Below are 15,153 nucleotides of genomic sequence, written 5' to 3'. Positions count from 1 at the left end.
CTCAGCGGCCCAGTGCGGTCAAAACTCGCTCTCGATAGCCCGGAGCATTGCCACCGGCTTCTTCTGCGAGCATCTTCCACGTCTCTGTCACCGAGGACACGAACAAATCACGATCTTCCTTAGAAAAGTCATCGGCCCAAGTTACACCATCTCCGGTCAGTTTTTCGCGCGCAGCCAATTCGCGCTCGAAATCATCATCATATTGATTGGTGCGGTCCCACAAATCGCTGGCGGCCGAAGTTATGGCTGCCTTGACTGCATCGTCAGTAGCCTCCCATTTCTCAGACGAAACTCCGATTACATATGGGCCGGAAGCCATCGGATAGAGGAAAGAGGCGTGCTTTGCGACTTCCTGCAAAGATACAGTATGAGCATAAAGAGCAGGATACAGCGCGCAGTCCACAACACCTGTTTTTAGTGCAACGTACATTTCTTCTTGTGGGATGATTTGTGCGGCGACTCCAAGACGTGTGAACGTTTCGACCTGGTCACGTGCCCAAACCCTTAGTTTCTTGGACTTGAGATCTTCAATTGTTCGCACCGGCTCGTCCCGGCAGAAAACCGAAACTGACAACATCGGGATTGCAACATATCCGACCGAAGACACTCCCCATTCCGAGAATTCTTCTTCGTAAATTTCGCGAACGGTCGGGATTGCCTTCTCGAATTCTTCGATAGATCCGATAGTGCCCTGAACAACCACAGAGCTCAGAGCCGGTGCGTCGCGACCTAAATAATTCGCCCACATCAAGCTCATCTCCACAGCCCCTTTTGGCAGGAAACGAAGGGTGTCGGTATTGGGCAGGCCTAGCGAACCACCGCTGTAGATTTTGATCTCAGAGCCATCTGGAAGTGCTGCGTTCACATCCTTGACGAACTGCTCCAACTCCGCTGTTTCCGGACGGGTCTCCGGGAGAAAATTGTTAAATCGCCATTCATCTGCAGTGGCTGATGAAACACCTGCACTAAAACCCACAATACTTGCCGCGATCGCGTGAAATAATCTGTTCATATCAAGTCCTCCTTATGAGGAGACTATAGACGCCGTCACAGAGAAATTCACCAAAATGGCAACCAGTTTTGCAAAAGGAGATGGCTACGACCACGCACAGTAATAGTTCTTAGATGAAAGCCGCCATACTTTTTGACTTTCGCTATCATGTACTCCCACGGCTTTCTCAACCCATGGCCAAGTACGCGATTCAATGTCACACAAAGTCAGCAGTCAGAGAGATGGTTTGACTTGCCCTGGCTTGAACCGGTCAGCACCAAACAAACTGTGTCCTGACTTGGCCTATCAGGAAATTTTGAGCGGCCTTTGCTCTGCGATAGCTTCCATAGAAAAATAGGATGTCACGGAATCAAGCTCCACCGCAGTGATCAAACGCTGGTACACTAAATCGTAGGAGTTCATATCCTCTGTGATAACCTTGATCATGTAGTCGTATTCACCTCCGATCCGGAAGAAGTCGATGACATCGGGAATTTTTAAAACCGCCTTCCGAAACGACTCCAACCAATCAGCAGAATGATGGCGCGTTTTGACCATCATGAAAACAACCAAGCCCAGCCCCAGCTTTTCCCGATTCAGGCGCACAGTTGAGCCAACAATTACTCCGGTTTCGTTTAGCTTTTGCAACCTTCGCCAGCAGGCGTTCTGAGAAAGGTGAACCTTGTCAGCCAACTCGCGCTGCGACAATGAGCTGTTTTTTTGTAGTTCTGCGATGATTTTCTGGTCTTTTTCGTCCACTGGTCGCTAGTCTCCGTGTGTCTGACTTCAATCTAGCGGGGAATCCGTACTCGCTCCAGCGCCAAAGCCCGGCACCTATGACAATCTGTATTGGTAACGCACGCACTGCATTGACGCGTTCCAAGCCAACCTTGTTTCGCAAATTGCCAGTAAAGCTAGGAAGAGCTTTCTTGCCGCAATCTTGAGGCTTCACTCTATGAATACCTTGAGGAAGCATTGGATGTGCCAGAATTTGATGCCACGGTCGATCATACGATAATAAGCTTTGAAAACGATCGTGGCAGTTTTCTCATTTTACTTCTCGTTTTCGGGCAATCAATATGTGCCCAACACATTCGACGGAGGGACGGATGCGTACTCAGGTTCTAATCGTTGGTGGTGGCCCTTCGGGTTTGTTGCTGAGCCAACTTCTTCACCGCAAGGGCATCGATACTGTGGTGTTGGAACGTAAGACCAAAGACTATGTGCTTGGTCGCATTCGGGCCGGCATTCTTGAGACAGGATTTGTCGATTTGATGCGCGAGGCCGGTGTCTCTGCGCGAATGGACAAGGAGTGCTTTGTCCATGATGGGACGATCATTTCGTATGGCGAAACGCAATTTGGCATTAACTTCAAGGAACTCACTGGCAGCCATGTGGTGGTCTATGGGCAGACCGAAGTCACCAGAGATCTTTACGAAGCCCGTGAAGTCATGGATGGAAAGATCATCTTCAATACTGAAGATGTCACAATTCTTGGCGCCGACGGCGATGCGCCAAGTGTCACCTTTTCGGTAGATGGCACCGAGCACCGGATCGAATGTGATTACATTGCTGGCTGCGACGGATTTCATGGTGTAAGCCGCCAGACTATCCCGCTCACCGTCCGCAAGGAATACGAGAAGCTCTACCCCTTTGGCTGGCTAGGCATTCTTTCCGAGACGCCCCCGGTTAACCACGAATTGATCTATTCGGGCTCGGACCGAGGCTTCGCCCTATGTTCGATGCGTAACGACAACTTGAGCCGATACTATATCCAATGCTCCTTGTCGGATTCACCCGACGATTGGACCGATGATGCATTCTGGCAAGAGCTGAAGCGCAGAATTCCCCAAGCATTTGCAGAAAAGCTTGTCACTGGACCATCGATTGAAAAATCCATCGCCCCGCTACGGTCTTTTGTGACGGAGCCGATGCGATGGGGGCGGCTGTTTCTGTGCGGGGACGCTGCGCATATCGTACCGCCAACCGGTGCGAAGGGGTTGAACACCGCTGCCAGTGATATCCACTATCTCTATAATGGGTTGGTACAATTCTACGAGAACGGCGACAGTGATGGAATTGACCGGTATTCCGAAAAGGCACTGGCCCGGATCTGGAAAGCCGAACGGTTCAGCTGGGCCACCACCAATCTTTTGCATCGGTTCCCCAAACAAAACGAGTTCGACCTGAAAATGCAGCAGGCGGATGTAAACTTCCTTAGGGACAATCGCGAGGCACAATCAGTTTTTGCCCAGAATTATGTCGGACTGCCATATTGATGCAAACTGCAGAACTGAATCCTATCGTTGCCTTGATCGGCACATTCATCAAGGAGAGGTTGAATGACTGACCGCTACAAAGAAGGATTGAAGGTACGTCGATCGGTCCTGGGCGACACCCACGTGGATCGTGCAGAAGCGGCGCAAACTGCATTTGACAAACCGTTTCAGACATTGATCACCGAAGGGGCCTGGGGCACCGTCTGGGCCTCGGACGGAATATCAGACCGAGAACGGTCAATGTTAACGCTGGCTCTGCTGGCCGCGCTTGGAAATTTCGAAGAAATCCCGATGCACATTCGCGCCACCTTAAACACCGGGGCCAGCAAGCAGGATGTTCTAGAAGCTTTTCAGCACGTCGCCATATATGCGGGCGTTCCACGGGCCAATCACGCGCTGAAACTTGCCAAGCAGACGTACAGTGAAATGGAAAACGAATGATCCGGGAAACGCGCAAAACCCTGACATCTGAACGGAGGAAGCCAAAATGAGCAATCCTGGCGAATTTTACCAGAGAGATCGCGAATGGCAGCCACCGGCCTATTCGCATGACTACAAGACATCCGTTGCACGGTCGCCAAAGCTTGCATTGATCAGCCTGCAGAACTCAATTAGCGAAATCACGGGTCCGGTATTCGGTCACGACGATATCGATCCAATCGACAAAGACCTTTTGTCCAACTACGCGCAATCTGGGGAAAGTCCCATCGGCGAGCGTATCATCCTGCATGGTCGGGTTATGGACGAAAATGCACGTCCTGTTCCTAACACTCTGGTCGAAATCTGGCAGGCGAATGCAGGTGGGCGATACCGTCACAAGAAAGATACCTATCTGGCCCCGATCGATCCGAATTTTGGCGGCTGTGGGCGCACGATCACCGACGAGAACGGATACTACTATTTTCGTACCGTCAAGCCAGGTGCTTATCCTTGGCGCAACTGGGTCAACAACTGGCGGCCCGCCCACATCCACATATCGGTTTTCGGCACCGGCTTTGCGCAGCGCCTGATTACTCAGTGTTATTTTGAGGGCGACCCGCTGATCCCCAAATGCCCCATCGTAAACACCATACCCGACCCTGCCGCCATCGAACGCCTGATCGCTCCGCTTGATCTCAACTCGACGATCCCACTCGATACGATCGCATATAAATTTGACATCGTTCTACGGGGCCGTCGTTCAACCTTGTTCGAAAACCGTTTGGAGGGGAACTGATGCCTCAGGAACTGGAATACCTGAAAGAAACCCCTTCACAAACGGCCGGTCCCTACGTTCACATCGGCTTGGCACCGGGAGCGGCAGGCTTTGATATCTACAAACAAGAACTTGGGTGGGATATTGCCGGGCCCAACGCCACAGGTGAGCGTATCCGCGTCGAAGGGATGGTCATCGATGGTACTGGTAGCCCCGTCAAGGATGTGTTGCTCGAAGCTTGGCAGGCCAATGCTGCGGGGATCTATGCCCATCCGGAACATGCCGGAGAAGTTGAAGAAGGGTTTCGTGGCTGGGGCCGCGTGATCACTGATTTTGAGACGGGGGAATGGGGGTTCGATACCGTCAAGCCAGGCTCCGTTCCAGGGCGCTCAGGATCAATGATGGCGCCACATATCAACCTTTGGATCGTCGCACGCGGCATCAACATCGGCCTTAACACACGACTCTATTTCGATGATGAGGCCGAGGCCAATGCTGCGGATCCCGTGATAAACTTGGTTGAATGGGAAAACCGCCGCCAAACTCTCATCGCGCGGCGGTCCGAACGCGACGGGCAAGTCGTCTATCGCTTTGATATTCGCCTTCAGGGCGAGAACGAGACCGTATTCTTTGACATCTGACCTGTTAGATCAAGCTGTACTGCCAATACCTCCGGGTTGACTGACACAGTGGAAGGACATTCATCATGACCAAGCCTTGCATCATTTGCGTCGCCATAACCGGCTCTGTACCGACGAAGAAGGACAATCCTGCCGTTCCCATTTCGGTTGATGAGCAGATTGAAAGCACCCACGAAGCCTTTGAAGCCGGTGCCTCGATTGCGCATTGTCATGTCCGCAACAACGATGGAACGCCAACAAGCGATCCCGATCGGTTTGCACAATTGATGGAAGGTCTCAAGAAACACTGCCCGGGAATGATCATTCAGTTTTCGACTGGCGGTCGGTCGGGTGCTGGACAAGAACGCGGTGGCATGTTGCCACTAAGGCCAGAGATGGCCTCTTTGTCGGTTGGGTCAAACAACTTTCCAACCCGTGTTTATGAAAACCCGCCGCAGTTGATTGACTGGCTGGCCAGTGAGATGCGCCAGTATCACGTCACTCCCGAGATCGAAGCCTTCGACCTGAGTCACATCCTGCGGGCGATTCACTTGCATGAGCAGGGGCAGCTGTTTGGGAACCTCTATGTTCAATTTGTCATGGGTGTCAAAAACGCAATGCCCGCTGATAAAGCAGTGTTCGACTTTTATGTTGAAATTATGAAGTCACGAGCACCCAATGCACAATGGTGTGCGGCTGGAATTGGCCCGAACCAGATCATCGTCAACGAGTGGGCAATCGCCGCCGGGGGGCACACCAGAACCGGCCTTGAAGACAATGTTCGGCTCGACAAATCCACACTGGCACCGTCCAACGCCGCCCTGGTCAAGCGCGCCGTAGAAATCTGCCATAATCACAATCGCCCGGTAGCAACCTGGCAGCAGGCTCGGGAAACCTTACAAGTACCGATGCCTCACGCGCAGCAATAACCTCGACCTGACAGTCCAAAGCGGACACAACTCTCCAGGTTTGGCTCGGCGCCTTAGCCCCTGGAGTTGCAACATGTAGAGCGGTTTACGCACGCCCAGAGTGCACCCAAAATGGGCACCAATGCTGCAGGTTTCCGCTAACCCCGATCTAAGAATGTGCTCAGAATGGAGTTTCGGTGCTTGCAGTGTTATTTTCAAAACTCAATTCGAACGCAGCACTGGAAACCGTTGCAGTGTTGCGCACTACTCCACCATAGTAATCGCCGTATTTCACACCAACGACCCAATAAGCCAGAAGTCCGTCTTCCCCGGGTGCAATGTCGTCGATCTCTGCCCGCATGGTCGCCTCGGTTGTGCTATCCGGCATCACCTGATGATCGACAAGTTCAAAGGTCCCACCTGGCTCGACAATCACGGGCTCAATCAGCGGAATAATTGGAACAGCAAGCAACGCGTCTTCGGCTATCTCCGTTTCTATGACATCAACGATCTCTACATCTGTCAGGCTGAAATCGCATGTATGTGAAATACTGATATCGTAGCGCAAACCTCGGATCTGGAGGCCTCCGAACTCGTAAGGGGGCAGTGGTTCACTCACTTCTTTTGTTAGCTCTACATCACAGCCTTCGGCACGATCTCGGGCAGGGATCACCTCTACATCGATGGAACTGTGTCCTGTGACTTGCCCACTACGATCCACCCCGGCGGTCGAATAGACGGCGGTAACGTCAAGGGCTTCCGGGCTTTGCACCACAAGGAATCCTTCAAAGAAATCAGACGGGTCAGAAGCGGGAAAGAGCCGAGTGCGCAGATCGACACAATCACTGTTAAGTGCTTCGTCATAAGCCAACGTATCAGTCCCAATGGGAAAGATGCCGCCGGGCACTTGACCGCCGGGGGGATCGCACGCGCCAGCTTTTTGAAGAACGAAACGTCGGCAACGTCCGGATTGTGGATATTGATTGACGTGGCGTAGAAGCCTGGCGCCATTCGAGGCGCATCGTCCGGGCGGCTGACACCGCAGACCACCTTGGCCGCGTATTCGAACCGCTGTAACTCGGGTTCTGGCGAGAAGTTTCCTGTGGCGAAGACATCACTGGTGCGATTGGTGTCGTTGTTGACGAGGTTCGCTGCGCGGGTGGTAAACGCAACAACAGCCCCATCACCGGAAATCGCGGGACCAACTGAGGAGAAGTCGGCCGGTTCACCGCCAAGCCCATGAGAGACGAGGGTCATCGTGCCTGCTGCGAGGTCGCGCAAATAGACTTGCGTCCGCTGTTCGTTGACGATCGGCGCATCAAGCAGGTTGCTTGCGCGGCTGATCATCACAACGCGGTTACCTGTTGGCCCGATGGCGGCAAAATAGCTTTCATCGTCAGCTTGAGTGCCATCAACCGCCTCGCTGATGCGAATGTTTTCACCAGTTGCGATCTCGTGCCGAAAGAGGTCAACCAGAGTATTGTCATCGTCATCCACGATTTCGTCCGAGAAGCTGTAATAGGTCACAAACTCGCCGTTGCGGGAGATGCGAGGGTAGCTGCTGGTACGGTCCGCTGCTGTACCGTCAGTCTGGGTCGATAGCAGCGTGATATCAGCGCTCAGCACATCATAAAGGTAGACTCCGACAAATTCCGGATCATCATCCGTCAATCCTCGGCCTGCGCTGGCAAAGACCACACGACTGCCATCGCCGCTGACATCGGGGTATGCGCTGTCCTGCACCAAATCATCTGGATCGGGAAAGGTGATGCGGGTGGTTGTACCGGCAGCACGGTCATGCAAGTAGATCTGATCGTCGTCCTGCGTGTCACTGCCATCGTGACTGGCAACTGACGCAAAAGCGACGAGGTTGCCGTCGTCGCTGATCGATACGATCGGGTTTGCGTTTCCATTCGCTTCTGCCCCGTCAGAGGCGACGCTGACACGTTCAGTAATGCCTGTCACCCTGTCATGAACAAAGATGTCACGGCTGTCATTTGTGTCGCTCGACGACGAGGTTGCTGGCCTCTGACGCAAATACCACAAAGCGCCCGTCGGGCGTGATATCAGGGCGATTGATAAACATGCCGCCCACCACGAGGACCGAGCCCATTCCCCCCGAACTGTCGCCGTTACCTTCGGTTCCGTCAGAGGCAACGGAAACACGAAAGACTTCTCCTGTCAGGCGGTCTTTTACGAAAACGTCCTCAGCGTCGTTGGTGTCGTCAGGCACGAGGTTGGCGGCGCGGGAAGAAAATACGGCAAGTCGACCATCTGCACTGAGTTCAGCATTGATGTTGAGTTGATCGGCTTGGACGCCATCGACATCGACGCTAACCCGGGACAAGTCGTCAGCGAACAGGAAGGTGGGGAAGGATAAGACAACGAATGATAAATGTGAAAATGAGGGCATGAGACAGTCCAATGGTTAAAAATGAAACATAAGTTCAAAATGCGAGGCAAATAGGCTCGTTGGAATCTGTCGACTGTGAAAAATGCTGTAGTCGAAAATTCCCAAGTGAACTTTCGTACCCCTTAGGCTGACCGGTGCCGGTTTCGATTTCAAGGTGGTTGAGGATTCTCAGCCCTGGCACGCTTCTTTCCGCTCATTGCGGCTTCGCCAATCGCTTTGATCGAATCCATCTTTTTTGGTTATCGGCTATGGCCACAGTGCTAGGCTCCAGACGCATTGATTTGCAGCCAGAATGGGACTGTAGCAGCGAGAGCGATGGCCGAGAAGAATACCGTTGGGCATCTGTCATGTCGGGTGGCGACGCGCCGCCAATCCTTCAGGCGTCCGAATATGATCTCAATGCGGTTGCGTCGTTTGTAGTGGCGCTTGTCGCATCGGACAGGCTTGTCGTGTGACTTTCGACCTGGGAGACAGGGCCTTATTCCCCAGTCATTAAGGGCTTGGCGGAACCAATCTAAGTCATAACCTCGATCTCCCAGCAGCCAGTCAGCCGGTGGCAGACTGTTCACCAGAGCCCTGGCGCCCGTGTAATCGCTCACCTGCCCAGCGGATATGAAGAAGCGGATCGGGCGTCCCAGACTGTCAGTAGCGGCGTGCAGTTTCGTGTTCATGCCACCCTTGGTGCGCCCGATCAGCCTGCGGCGCCCCCCTTTTCCAACTGCAGGTCGCCCGTAAAGATCCAACTCAAAATGCAAAATCCTGATTGCTTAGGATCAGCCTAAGGTGAGGTGAGGAACACAATTATTCAGAGGAACCTGTGCGCCGTATATACCTTTGGGAAATTTCGCGATGCTCAGGGAGGCGCATTTGTCTGACAAGGAAAATATCGCGATTGACGTGCGGGATGCAGTGAAGCGCTATGGCGACTTCACAGCGCTCAAGAAAATCTCTCTGTCAATCATGGACAATGAGTTCTTTACGCTTCTCGGGCCATCGGGATGTGGCAAGACCACTTTGTTGCGGATGATCGCGGGGTTTGAGGACGTCACCGAAGGTGCAATCTTCCTTTACGGCGACGAGATCGAAAACCTGCCGCCGAACAAACGCCCGGTGAACACCGTGTTCCAGAACTATGCGCTGTTCCCGCATATGACCGTTCTGGACAACGTCGCCTTCGGGCTTGAGATGCGCGGCGCATCCAAGGCGAACGCACGCACCAAGGCGGGTGAGATGCTCGAGCTGGTTCAACTGTCGCAATTTGCTGCTCGCAAACCATCACAGCTCTCAGGTGGGCAGCAACAACGTGTGGCGCTGGCGCGTGCGCTGGCGCCACAACCTAAAGTTCTTCTGTTGGATGAACCCCTGTCGGCGTTGGATCTGAAACTGCGCAAGGCGATGCAGCTTGAGCTTAAGCACTTGCAGCGCGAAACCGGGATCACCTTTATCTTTGTGACGCATGATCAGGAAGAGGCCCTGACCATGTCCGATCGCATCGCTGTCATGTCGGCGGGCGAGATGCAGCAACTGGGATCGCCCACCGATATCTATGAACGTCCACACAATATGTTCGTGGCCGATTTCATTGGTGAAACCAACCTGCTTGAAGTGTCCGTTGATGGCATCGCAGAGGGTCGTGCCACCTGTCATCTGGGCGGCGGGCATGAACTGACGTGCAACGCGGTCGAGGGCATCGGTGTGGGTTCCAAGGTTCACATGTCGATCCGGCCCGAACGTCTGTACATGTCGGCCGAACCGACCGCGTCCGAAGGGCTGCATGGCCGGGTCACGGACAACATCTTTGTCGGCACCGACATCACCACAATCGTGCAACTTGATGAAGGTCCAGATTTCGTGGTGCGCACCTCAAACTCGGATCGGGGCAACAAGCGCATCTTTGAGCCGGGCACCGAGATGTTCGTTAACATGGAGCAGGGGGCCGCGCGCCTCCTGGCCGACTGATGGCAGCCGGTGCAGCAAGCGGCGGCAGCGCAACAACCGACACCTATAAAGAGACGCGTACATGGCTGTTGCTGCCCGCCTGGGTAACCCTGTCCATTCTGGTTCTGGCCCCGGTTCTGATGATGCTTGTCTACTCTTTCCTGACGAAAGAGTTCCGGGGAGGCGTGATCTGGGACTTCAGCCTCGCCGCCTATGATCAGTTCTTTTTTGATCGTGGCCTGTTTGGAGATGATCCGCCCAAGATCGAATGGACCTATATCGCCATCTTCTGGCGTTCGATCTGGCAGGCTGGCGCGGCAACACTGCTGAGCCTCGTGATCGGGTTTCCAACGGCCTATTTCATCGCAACGCGATCTGAAAATATGCGTCCGATTTGGGTGTTCCTGATCACCATCCCCTATTGGGTGAACCTGTTGATCCGCACCGTGTCGATGAAATTCTTGCTACGGGACCAAGGTCCGCTGAATGACTTCCTGCAGGGCATCGGCCTGATCGACAGCCCACTGCATATCGTCAACACAAACTTTGCTGTGCAAGTGGGCCTGTTCTATTCCTACCTGCCCTTCATGGTGCTGCCGATCTATGCCGCGGTTGAACGCTACAATTTCAACCTGTCCGAGGCTGCAGCCGACCTTTATGCCAGCAAATGGACCACCCTGCGGCGTATCCTGCTTCCTGCTGTCAAACCGGGCGTTATTGCTGGCTGTATCCTGGTGTTTGTGCCCTCAATGGGATCGTTTCTGGCCCCTGACCTGTTGGGCGGCGCCAAGAACTTCATGATCGGCTCGCTGATCGAGGAACAGTTCAAGGGCAATGCCGGAAACTGGCCGTTTGGCGCAGCGGCGTCGATGATCCTGCTGACAATGGTTCTGATCATCCTGATGATCTTTGCCCGGCAACAGGCCAAAGCCGAAAAAGCGGGAGGTTGATCATGGCGACGACAAACTTTGACATAAAATCCTATCCTGGCTTCAAGGCCATCACCCTGCTGTGTCTCATTGTCCTTTACGCCCCGCTGGTCGTAGTCACAATTTACAGCTTCAATGCCTCGCAATCTCTCACGAACTGGGAAGGGCTCTCGCTGCGTTGGTATGCGGATGTCTTTACCGGACCAGAAAGCGCCAAGTTCAAAGAGGCGGCCAAAAACAGCTTTGTCATCGCGATCATCGCCGCGACCACAGCAACTGCAATCGCCACACTTGCCGCAACAGGCATGGTGCGCGGCGGTAAGTTCCGCTTTCGCACCTTGTCTTTTGGCCTGATCAGCCTGCCGCTCATGGTGCCCGAGATTGTTCTGGCCGTCGCCACGCTGATCTTTTTCAACTCGATCGGGTTCGAACGTGGGCTTTTGACCATCCTGCTGGCCCATATCGCCTTTTGCATTCCGTTTGCCTACCTGCCGATCTCGGCCCGGATGCAGGGGATTGAGGACAGCTATGAGCAGGCCGCACAGGACCTGTATGCCACCAAGCGCCAGGCTTTCACCAAGATCCTGCTGCCACTGATGATGCCTGGTATCATCTCAGGTTTTCTATTGGCGTTTATCGTCAGCCTGGACGATTTCATCATCACCAATTTTGTCAAAGGAGCAGGTGTTGAAACCTTGCCCACAGCGATCTTTGGTTCGGTCAAACAGGGGATCAAACCCAATATTATGGCAATCTCGACCATGTTGTTGGGCGTGTCGGTGGTGATGGTCACGATCAGTTATTTCGTCAGCAAAAAAGACAACACCAAGTAAAACCAACAGATGGAGAGAGAGATGAAAACCTTCATGAAGAACAGCGCCGCTGCCATGGCTCTGATCATTGGGGCCAATGCTGCCGCTGCCGAGGGCAACCTCGTCGTTTACCACTGGTTCGAATACATCCCGCAAGAATTGCTGGAGAAGTTTACAGCCGAGACCGGCATCAATGTGACTATGGACACGTTTGATTCCAACGAAGCGATGCTGGCCTCGCTGAAAGCGGGCGGGATCGGCACCTATGACGTGTCCGTTCCCGGCGACTACATGGTTTCGATCATGGCAGGCGAAGGGATGCTGGACACCATCGCCGATGGCGAGCTGAAGAACAAAGGTAACATTGCCCCCGATTGGGCCGACCCCAGCTTTGACCCGGGCCGCAAACATTCGATCCCCTATCAGTGGGGCTCCACCAGTTTTGCCGTGAACCGCGATGTGTATTCTGGCGATATTCAAACCACCGACATCCTGTTCAACCCGCCAGCCGAACTTCAGGGTCGTATCAACATGCTGGACAGTCAGGGCGAAGTGATGGCGATGGCCGCGCTGCACATGGGCATTCCCCAATGTTCCAGCGACCGCGAGCAGCTCAAGGCGCTGAACGCGATGCTGATCGAAGCCAAGGCGCATTGGGCCTCGTTCAACTCGGACACCGCCAAAGAGGTTCTGGTGTCGGGCGACGCAGCTGTCGGCCAGATCTATGACGGGTTCTCAGCCAAGGCGCGAGAAGAAGGTGCAAATGTTGAATACGCCTATCCGACCCAGGGCTATATCGCGTGGATGGACAACGTCGTTCTGCTCAAAGACGCCCCCAACCGCGACAGCGCGTTGAAGTTTATGGACTTCCTGCTGGAGCCTGAAAACATCGCAGCTGTCACCAACTATGCGCGCTACAATGCGGGTGTGAATGGGGTCGAAGAATTCCTGGACCCCGAACTGGCCACTCAGCCCGAAAAGAACCCCCACGACAAGGTCGGCCCGGGCGTCTTTATCGAGGTTTGCTCGGAAGAGGTGCAGGCGGTCTATGACCAGATCTGGACCAACGTGAAGAAGTAAGCACCTTGGTTGTGTGGTTTGAACTCCGGGCGGGCTGACCGCCCGGAGTTGTCACGTCCATGGCCCGCCATTGGCTATGATCGTCGAAAAAATGCTAAACTGCGCCGAAGATCGGGCTGTACTTTCACCCGTCCCGCCCATACCGCCAACCCACCAAAGGAGGGCATTATGACCCAACCCATCCGTCTGCTGGCCAACGGCCATCCCGATAACGGCTTTGTGCCGTCTAACCTCGTGGCAGACAGCGATTTCACCACCGATGATAAGTCCGAAACCATCAGCAGCTTTTTCGAAAGCCGGGATCAGAAAATCTCAGTCGGTGTATGGGAATGCGCGCCTTGCCGGGAAGAGATCAAGGCCTATCCGGTGGACGAGATGATGACCGTGATTTCGGGCGCGCTGACCCTGACCGGCTCGGACGGCACAGCGCAGGAATTCGTCGCGGGCGACACGTTCTTCATACCCAAAGGCACGCCCTGCGTCTGGGAGATCACCCAGACCCTGCGCAAGTTTTATATGATTGCGGAATGACCCGGTTGGGCGCGGCCTAGGTCGCGCCCCGCAGATTGCGCAAGATTGCCAAAACCGCGATCAGCAGGAACATGACCTCGATCACGATGGCGCCAAGATTGGGTCGATAGATCAAAGAGATCATGAAAAGTCCCGCCCACGATGTTGCAGGCGTTAAAGGCGATCTTGTCGGCGGGCAGAATGTTTCGGGTGGCCAGGTAGTACGCCACCACGATGATCACCGATCCAACCAGCCCGATCCCGTCAACCAGCGAGAACTCCTGCAGCAGTTCCATCGCAGATTACGCGCGCAGATCGTCAAGGATGCGATCCATCATCGCATCGCAGGCATTGAGCTGGCTCATCTCCAGATACTCATCCGGCTTGTGCCCCTGCCCCTCCATCGAGCCGGGACCGCAGACGACAGTGGGAATGCCAAGCTCGCTAAAGAAGCCAGCCTCGGTGCCAAAGGCAACTTTGGTCGTCTCGTTGCTTTGCGCCAGTTTCTGGGCGTAGCCGATCACGGCATCCGTTTGGGGCGTGTCCAGACCGGGATAGGCGTTGTATTGCTCGACCTCGACCCGCGCACCGTCAAACTGCGCGCGGTGAGAGGCGCCAACACGCTCTGCTGCGGTCTCGATCTGCGCCAGAATATCTGCCCCCCGGTCTGCGGCCAGGTGGCGGTATTCAAACGTCATCTCGGCCCGGTCCGGCACGATGTTCAACGCAGTGCCACCCGATAGAACGCCCACGTGAAAGGTGGTGTAAGGCACGGAATAGGCCAGATCACGACTACCATGCATGGCATATTCGTTCTGCAACGCGCGCAGTTCTCCGACAAAATCGGTGGCCAGATACAGCGCGTTGACGAATTTGGGCGCCAGCGCCGAATGCCCGGCTTGACCATGACAGATCGCCCGCAACGCCGCCTTGCCTTTGTGCCCCACGGCGACCTGCATGTCCGTAGGCTCGCCCACGAAACAGGCGCGCGGCTGGCCCAACATCGGTGCAAGCCGATCCAGCATCCGCTGGATACCGACACAGCCGACCTCTTCGTCATAGGACAACGCGATTTTCAGAGGTTCGCGCAAATCAGCCTTTGCTGCCCGATCCGCCAGCGACAGGATCGAGGCGACATAACCCTTCATATCCGTTGTACCCCGCCCATAAAGCCGATCGTCTTCGCGGGTCAGGCGGAACGGGTCCTTGCTCCAGTCTTGCCCGTCGACCGGCACGACATCGGTATGTGCAGACAAAAGCACCCCATCCCCGGATGGCCCTTTCTCGGCATAGAGCCCGGTCTTTTGCCCGTCCGGATCATCAATGCGATGAACCACAAAACCCCGCTCGGTCAGGAAGGCCTCGGCGTAGCGGGCAAGCTCCAGGTTCGAGTTCCGGCTGACCGTATCAAAGCTGATCAGACGGTCCAGAATGTCCAAGGTAGATGTCATGCGTTCAGAAACTTCTTTAGCTATCGG

Annotated in this window: 17 protein-coding genes and 1 pseudogene; 10 read left to right on the top strand and 8 right to left on the bottom strand. The window is 54.6% G+C overall.

Annotation, left to right across the window (positions count from 1 at the left end; genetic code table 11):
- Position 1: 1 nt before the first annotated feature.
- Both dctP and ACZ1HE_RS22295 read right to left on the bottom strand, forming a co-directional pair.
- A complete protein-coding gene (gene dctP / locus ACZ1HE_RS22300; RefSeq protein ID WP_472624745.1) occupies positions 2 to 1,012 on the bottom strand; it encodes a TRAP transporter substrate-binding protein DctP in 1,011 nt (336 codons plus the stop codon).
- Between the two features lie 285 nt (positions 1,013 to 1,297).
- On the bottom strand, positions 1,298 to 1,750 hold the full coding sequence (locus ACZ1HE_RS22295; RefSeq protein WP_472624743.1) for an Lrp/AsnC family transcriptional regulator: 453 nt from the start codon (positions 1,748 to 1,750) through the stop codon (positions 1,298 to 1,300).
- Between the two features lie 350 nt (positions 1,751 to 2,100).
- Between ACZ1HE_RS22295 and pobA the strand changes: the two genes are divergently transcribed.
- From pobA to ACZ1HE_RS22270, 5 genes are all read left to right on the top strand, one after another.
- The gene (gene pobA, locus ACZ1HE_RS22290; RefSeq protein ID WP_472624741.1) at positions 2,101 to 3,270 is read left to right on the top strand and encodes a 4-hydroxybenzoate 3-monooxygenase; all 1,170 of its coding nucleotides are present in this window, start codon (positions 2,101 to 2,103) and stop codon (positions 3,268 to 3,270) included.
- A gap of 63 nt (positions 3,271 to 3,333) precedes the next feature.
- A complete protein-coding gene (pcaC, locus tag ACZ1HE_RS22285; RefSeq protein ID WP_472624739.1) occupies positions 3,334 to 3,711 on the top strand; it encodes a 4-carboxymuconolactone decarboxylase in 378 nt (125 codons plus the stop codon).
- 46 nt (positions 3,712 to 3,757) lie between these two features.
- Positions 3,758 to 4,486 carry a protocatechuate 3,4-dioxygenase subunit beta gene (gene pcaH / locus ACZ1HE_RS22280; protein ID WP_472624737.1) on the top strand — a complete coding sequence of 243 codons (729 nt, stop codon included), beginning with the start codon at positions 3,758 to 3,760 and terminating at the stop codon, positions 4,484 to 4,486.
- A complete protein-coding gene (pcaG, locus tag ACZ1HE_RS22275) occupies positions 4,486 to 5,106 on the top strand; it encodes a protocatechuate 3,4-dioxygenase subunit alpha (protein ID WP_472624735.1) in 621 nt (206 codons plus the stop codon). The genes pcaH and pcaG overlap by 1 nt, the downstream gene beginning before the upstream one ends.
- Positions 5,107 to 5,171: 65 nt before the next feature.
- Positions 5,172 to 6,014, top strand: coding sequence for a 3-oxoadipate:acetyl-CoA acetyltransferase (locus tag ACZ1HE_RS22270; RefSeq protein ID WP_472624733.1), 843 nt, complete (start codon positions 5,172 to 5,174; stop codon positions 6,012 to 6,014).
- Positions 6,015 to 6,174: 160 nt separating this feature from the next.
- Here ACZ1HE_RS22270 and ACZ1HE_RS22265 read toward each other — a convergent pair whose 3' ends face one another.
- From ACZ1HE_RS22265 to ACZ1HE_RS22250, 4 genes and pseudogenes are all read right to left on the bottom strand, one after another.
- Complete coding sequence (locus tag ACZ1HE_RS22265; protein ID WP_472624731.1) at positions 6,175 to 6,612, bottom strand: hypothetical protein; 438 nt, start codon at positions 6,610 to 6,612, stop codon at positions 6,175 to 6,177.
- 56 nt (positions 6,613 to 6,668) lie between these two features.
- Positions 6,669 to 7,958 carry a TolB family protein gene (locus ACZ1HE_RS22260; protein WP_472624729.1) on the bottom strand — a complete coding sequence of 430 codons (1,290 nt, stop codon included), beginning with the start codon at positions 7,956 to 7,958 and terminating at the stop codon, positions 6,669 to 6,671.
- A 28-nt stretch (positions 7,959 to 7,986) separates the two neighbouring features.
- Complete coding sequence (locus ACZ1HE_RS22255) at positions 7,987 to 8,340, bottom strand: TolB-like translocation protein (protein WP_472624727.1); 354 nt, start codon at positions 8,338 to 8,340, stop codon at positions 7,987 to 7,989.
- Positions 8,341 to 8,666: 326 nt separating this feature from the next.
- Positions 8,667 to 9,125: pseudogene (locus ACZ1HE_RS22250) on the bottom strand (IS5 family transposase); the annotation flags it as partial.
- 130 nt (positions 9,126 to 9,255) lie between these two features.
- Between ACZ1HE_RS22250 and ACZ1HE_RS22245 the strand changes: the two are divergent.
- From ACZ1HE_RS22245 to ACZ1HE_RS22225, 5 genes are all read left to right on the top strand, one after another.
- A complete protein-coding gene (locus ACZ1HE_RS22245) occupies positions 9,256 to 10,365 on the top strand; it encodes an ABC transporter ATP-binding protein (RefSeq protein ID WP_472624725.1) in 1,110 nt (369 codons plus the stop codon).
- On the top strand, positions 10,365 to 11,294 hold the full coding sequence (locus tag ACZ1HE_RS22240; RefSeq protein WP_472624723.1) for an ABC transporter permease: 930 nt from the start codon (positions 10,365 to 10,367) through the stop codon (positions 11,292 to 11,294). The genes ACZ1HE_RS22245 and ACZ1HE_RS22240 overlap by 1 nt, the downstream gene beginning before the upstream one ends.
- A 2-nt stretch (positions 11,295 to 11,296) precedes the next feature.
- On the top strand, positions 11,297 to 12,106 hold the full coding sequence (locus tag ACZ1HE_RS22235) for an ABC transporter permease (protein WP_472624721.1): 810 nt from the start codon (positions 11,297 to 11,299) through the stop codon (positions 12,104 to 12,106).
- Positions 12,107 to 12,127: 21 nt separating this feature from the next.
- Positions 12,128 to 13,165 carry an extracellular solute-binding protein gene (locus ACZ1HE_RS22230; protein WP_472624719.1) on the top strand — a complete coding sequence of 346 codons (1,038 nt, stop codon included), beginning with the start codon at positions 12,128 to 12,130 and terminating at the stop codon, positions 13,163 to 13,165.
- A 168-nt stretch (positions 13,166 to 13,333) separates the two neighbouring features.
- Complete coding sequence (locus tag ACZ1HE_RS22225) at positions 13,334 to 13,696, top strand: cupin domain-containing protein (RefSeq protein WP_472624717.1); 363 nt, start codon at positions 13,334 to 13,336, stop codon at positions 13,694 to 13,696.
- Here the strand turns inward: ACZ1HE_RS22225 and ACZ1HE_RS22220 are convergent.
- Both ACZ1HE_RS22220 and argE read right to left on the bottom strand, forming a co-directional pair.
- Positions 13,678 to 13,971 (bottom strand): CBU_0592 family membrane protein, encoded by a 294-nt coding sequence (locus ACZ1HE_RS22220; protein WP_472624715.1) that lies wholly within the window; start codon positions 13,969 to 13,971, stop codon positions 13,678 to 13,680. The two genes, ACZ1HE_RS22225 and ACZ1HE_RS22220, sit on opposite strands and share 19 nt — an antisense overlap.
- Positions 13,972 to 13,977: 6 nt before the next feature.
- A complete protein-coding gene (argE, locus tag ACZ1HE_RS22215) occupies positions 13,978 to 15,126 on the bottom strand; it encodes an acetylornithine deacetylase (protein WP_472624713.1) in 1,149 nt (382 codons plus the stop codon).
- Between the last annotated feature and the right edge of the window lie 27 nt (positions 15,127 to 15,153).

The organism is Falsiruegeria sp. JB4-1, assembly GCF_055693495.1.
Note: the sequence above shows the minus strand (reverse complement) of the source record. Positions and strands in the feature narration are given on the sequence as shown.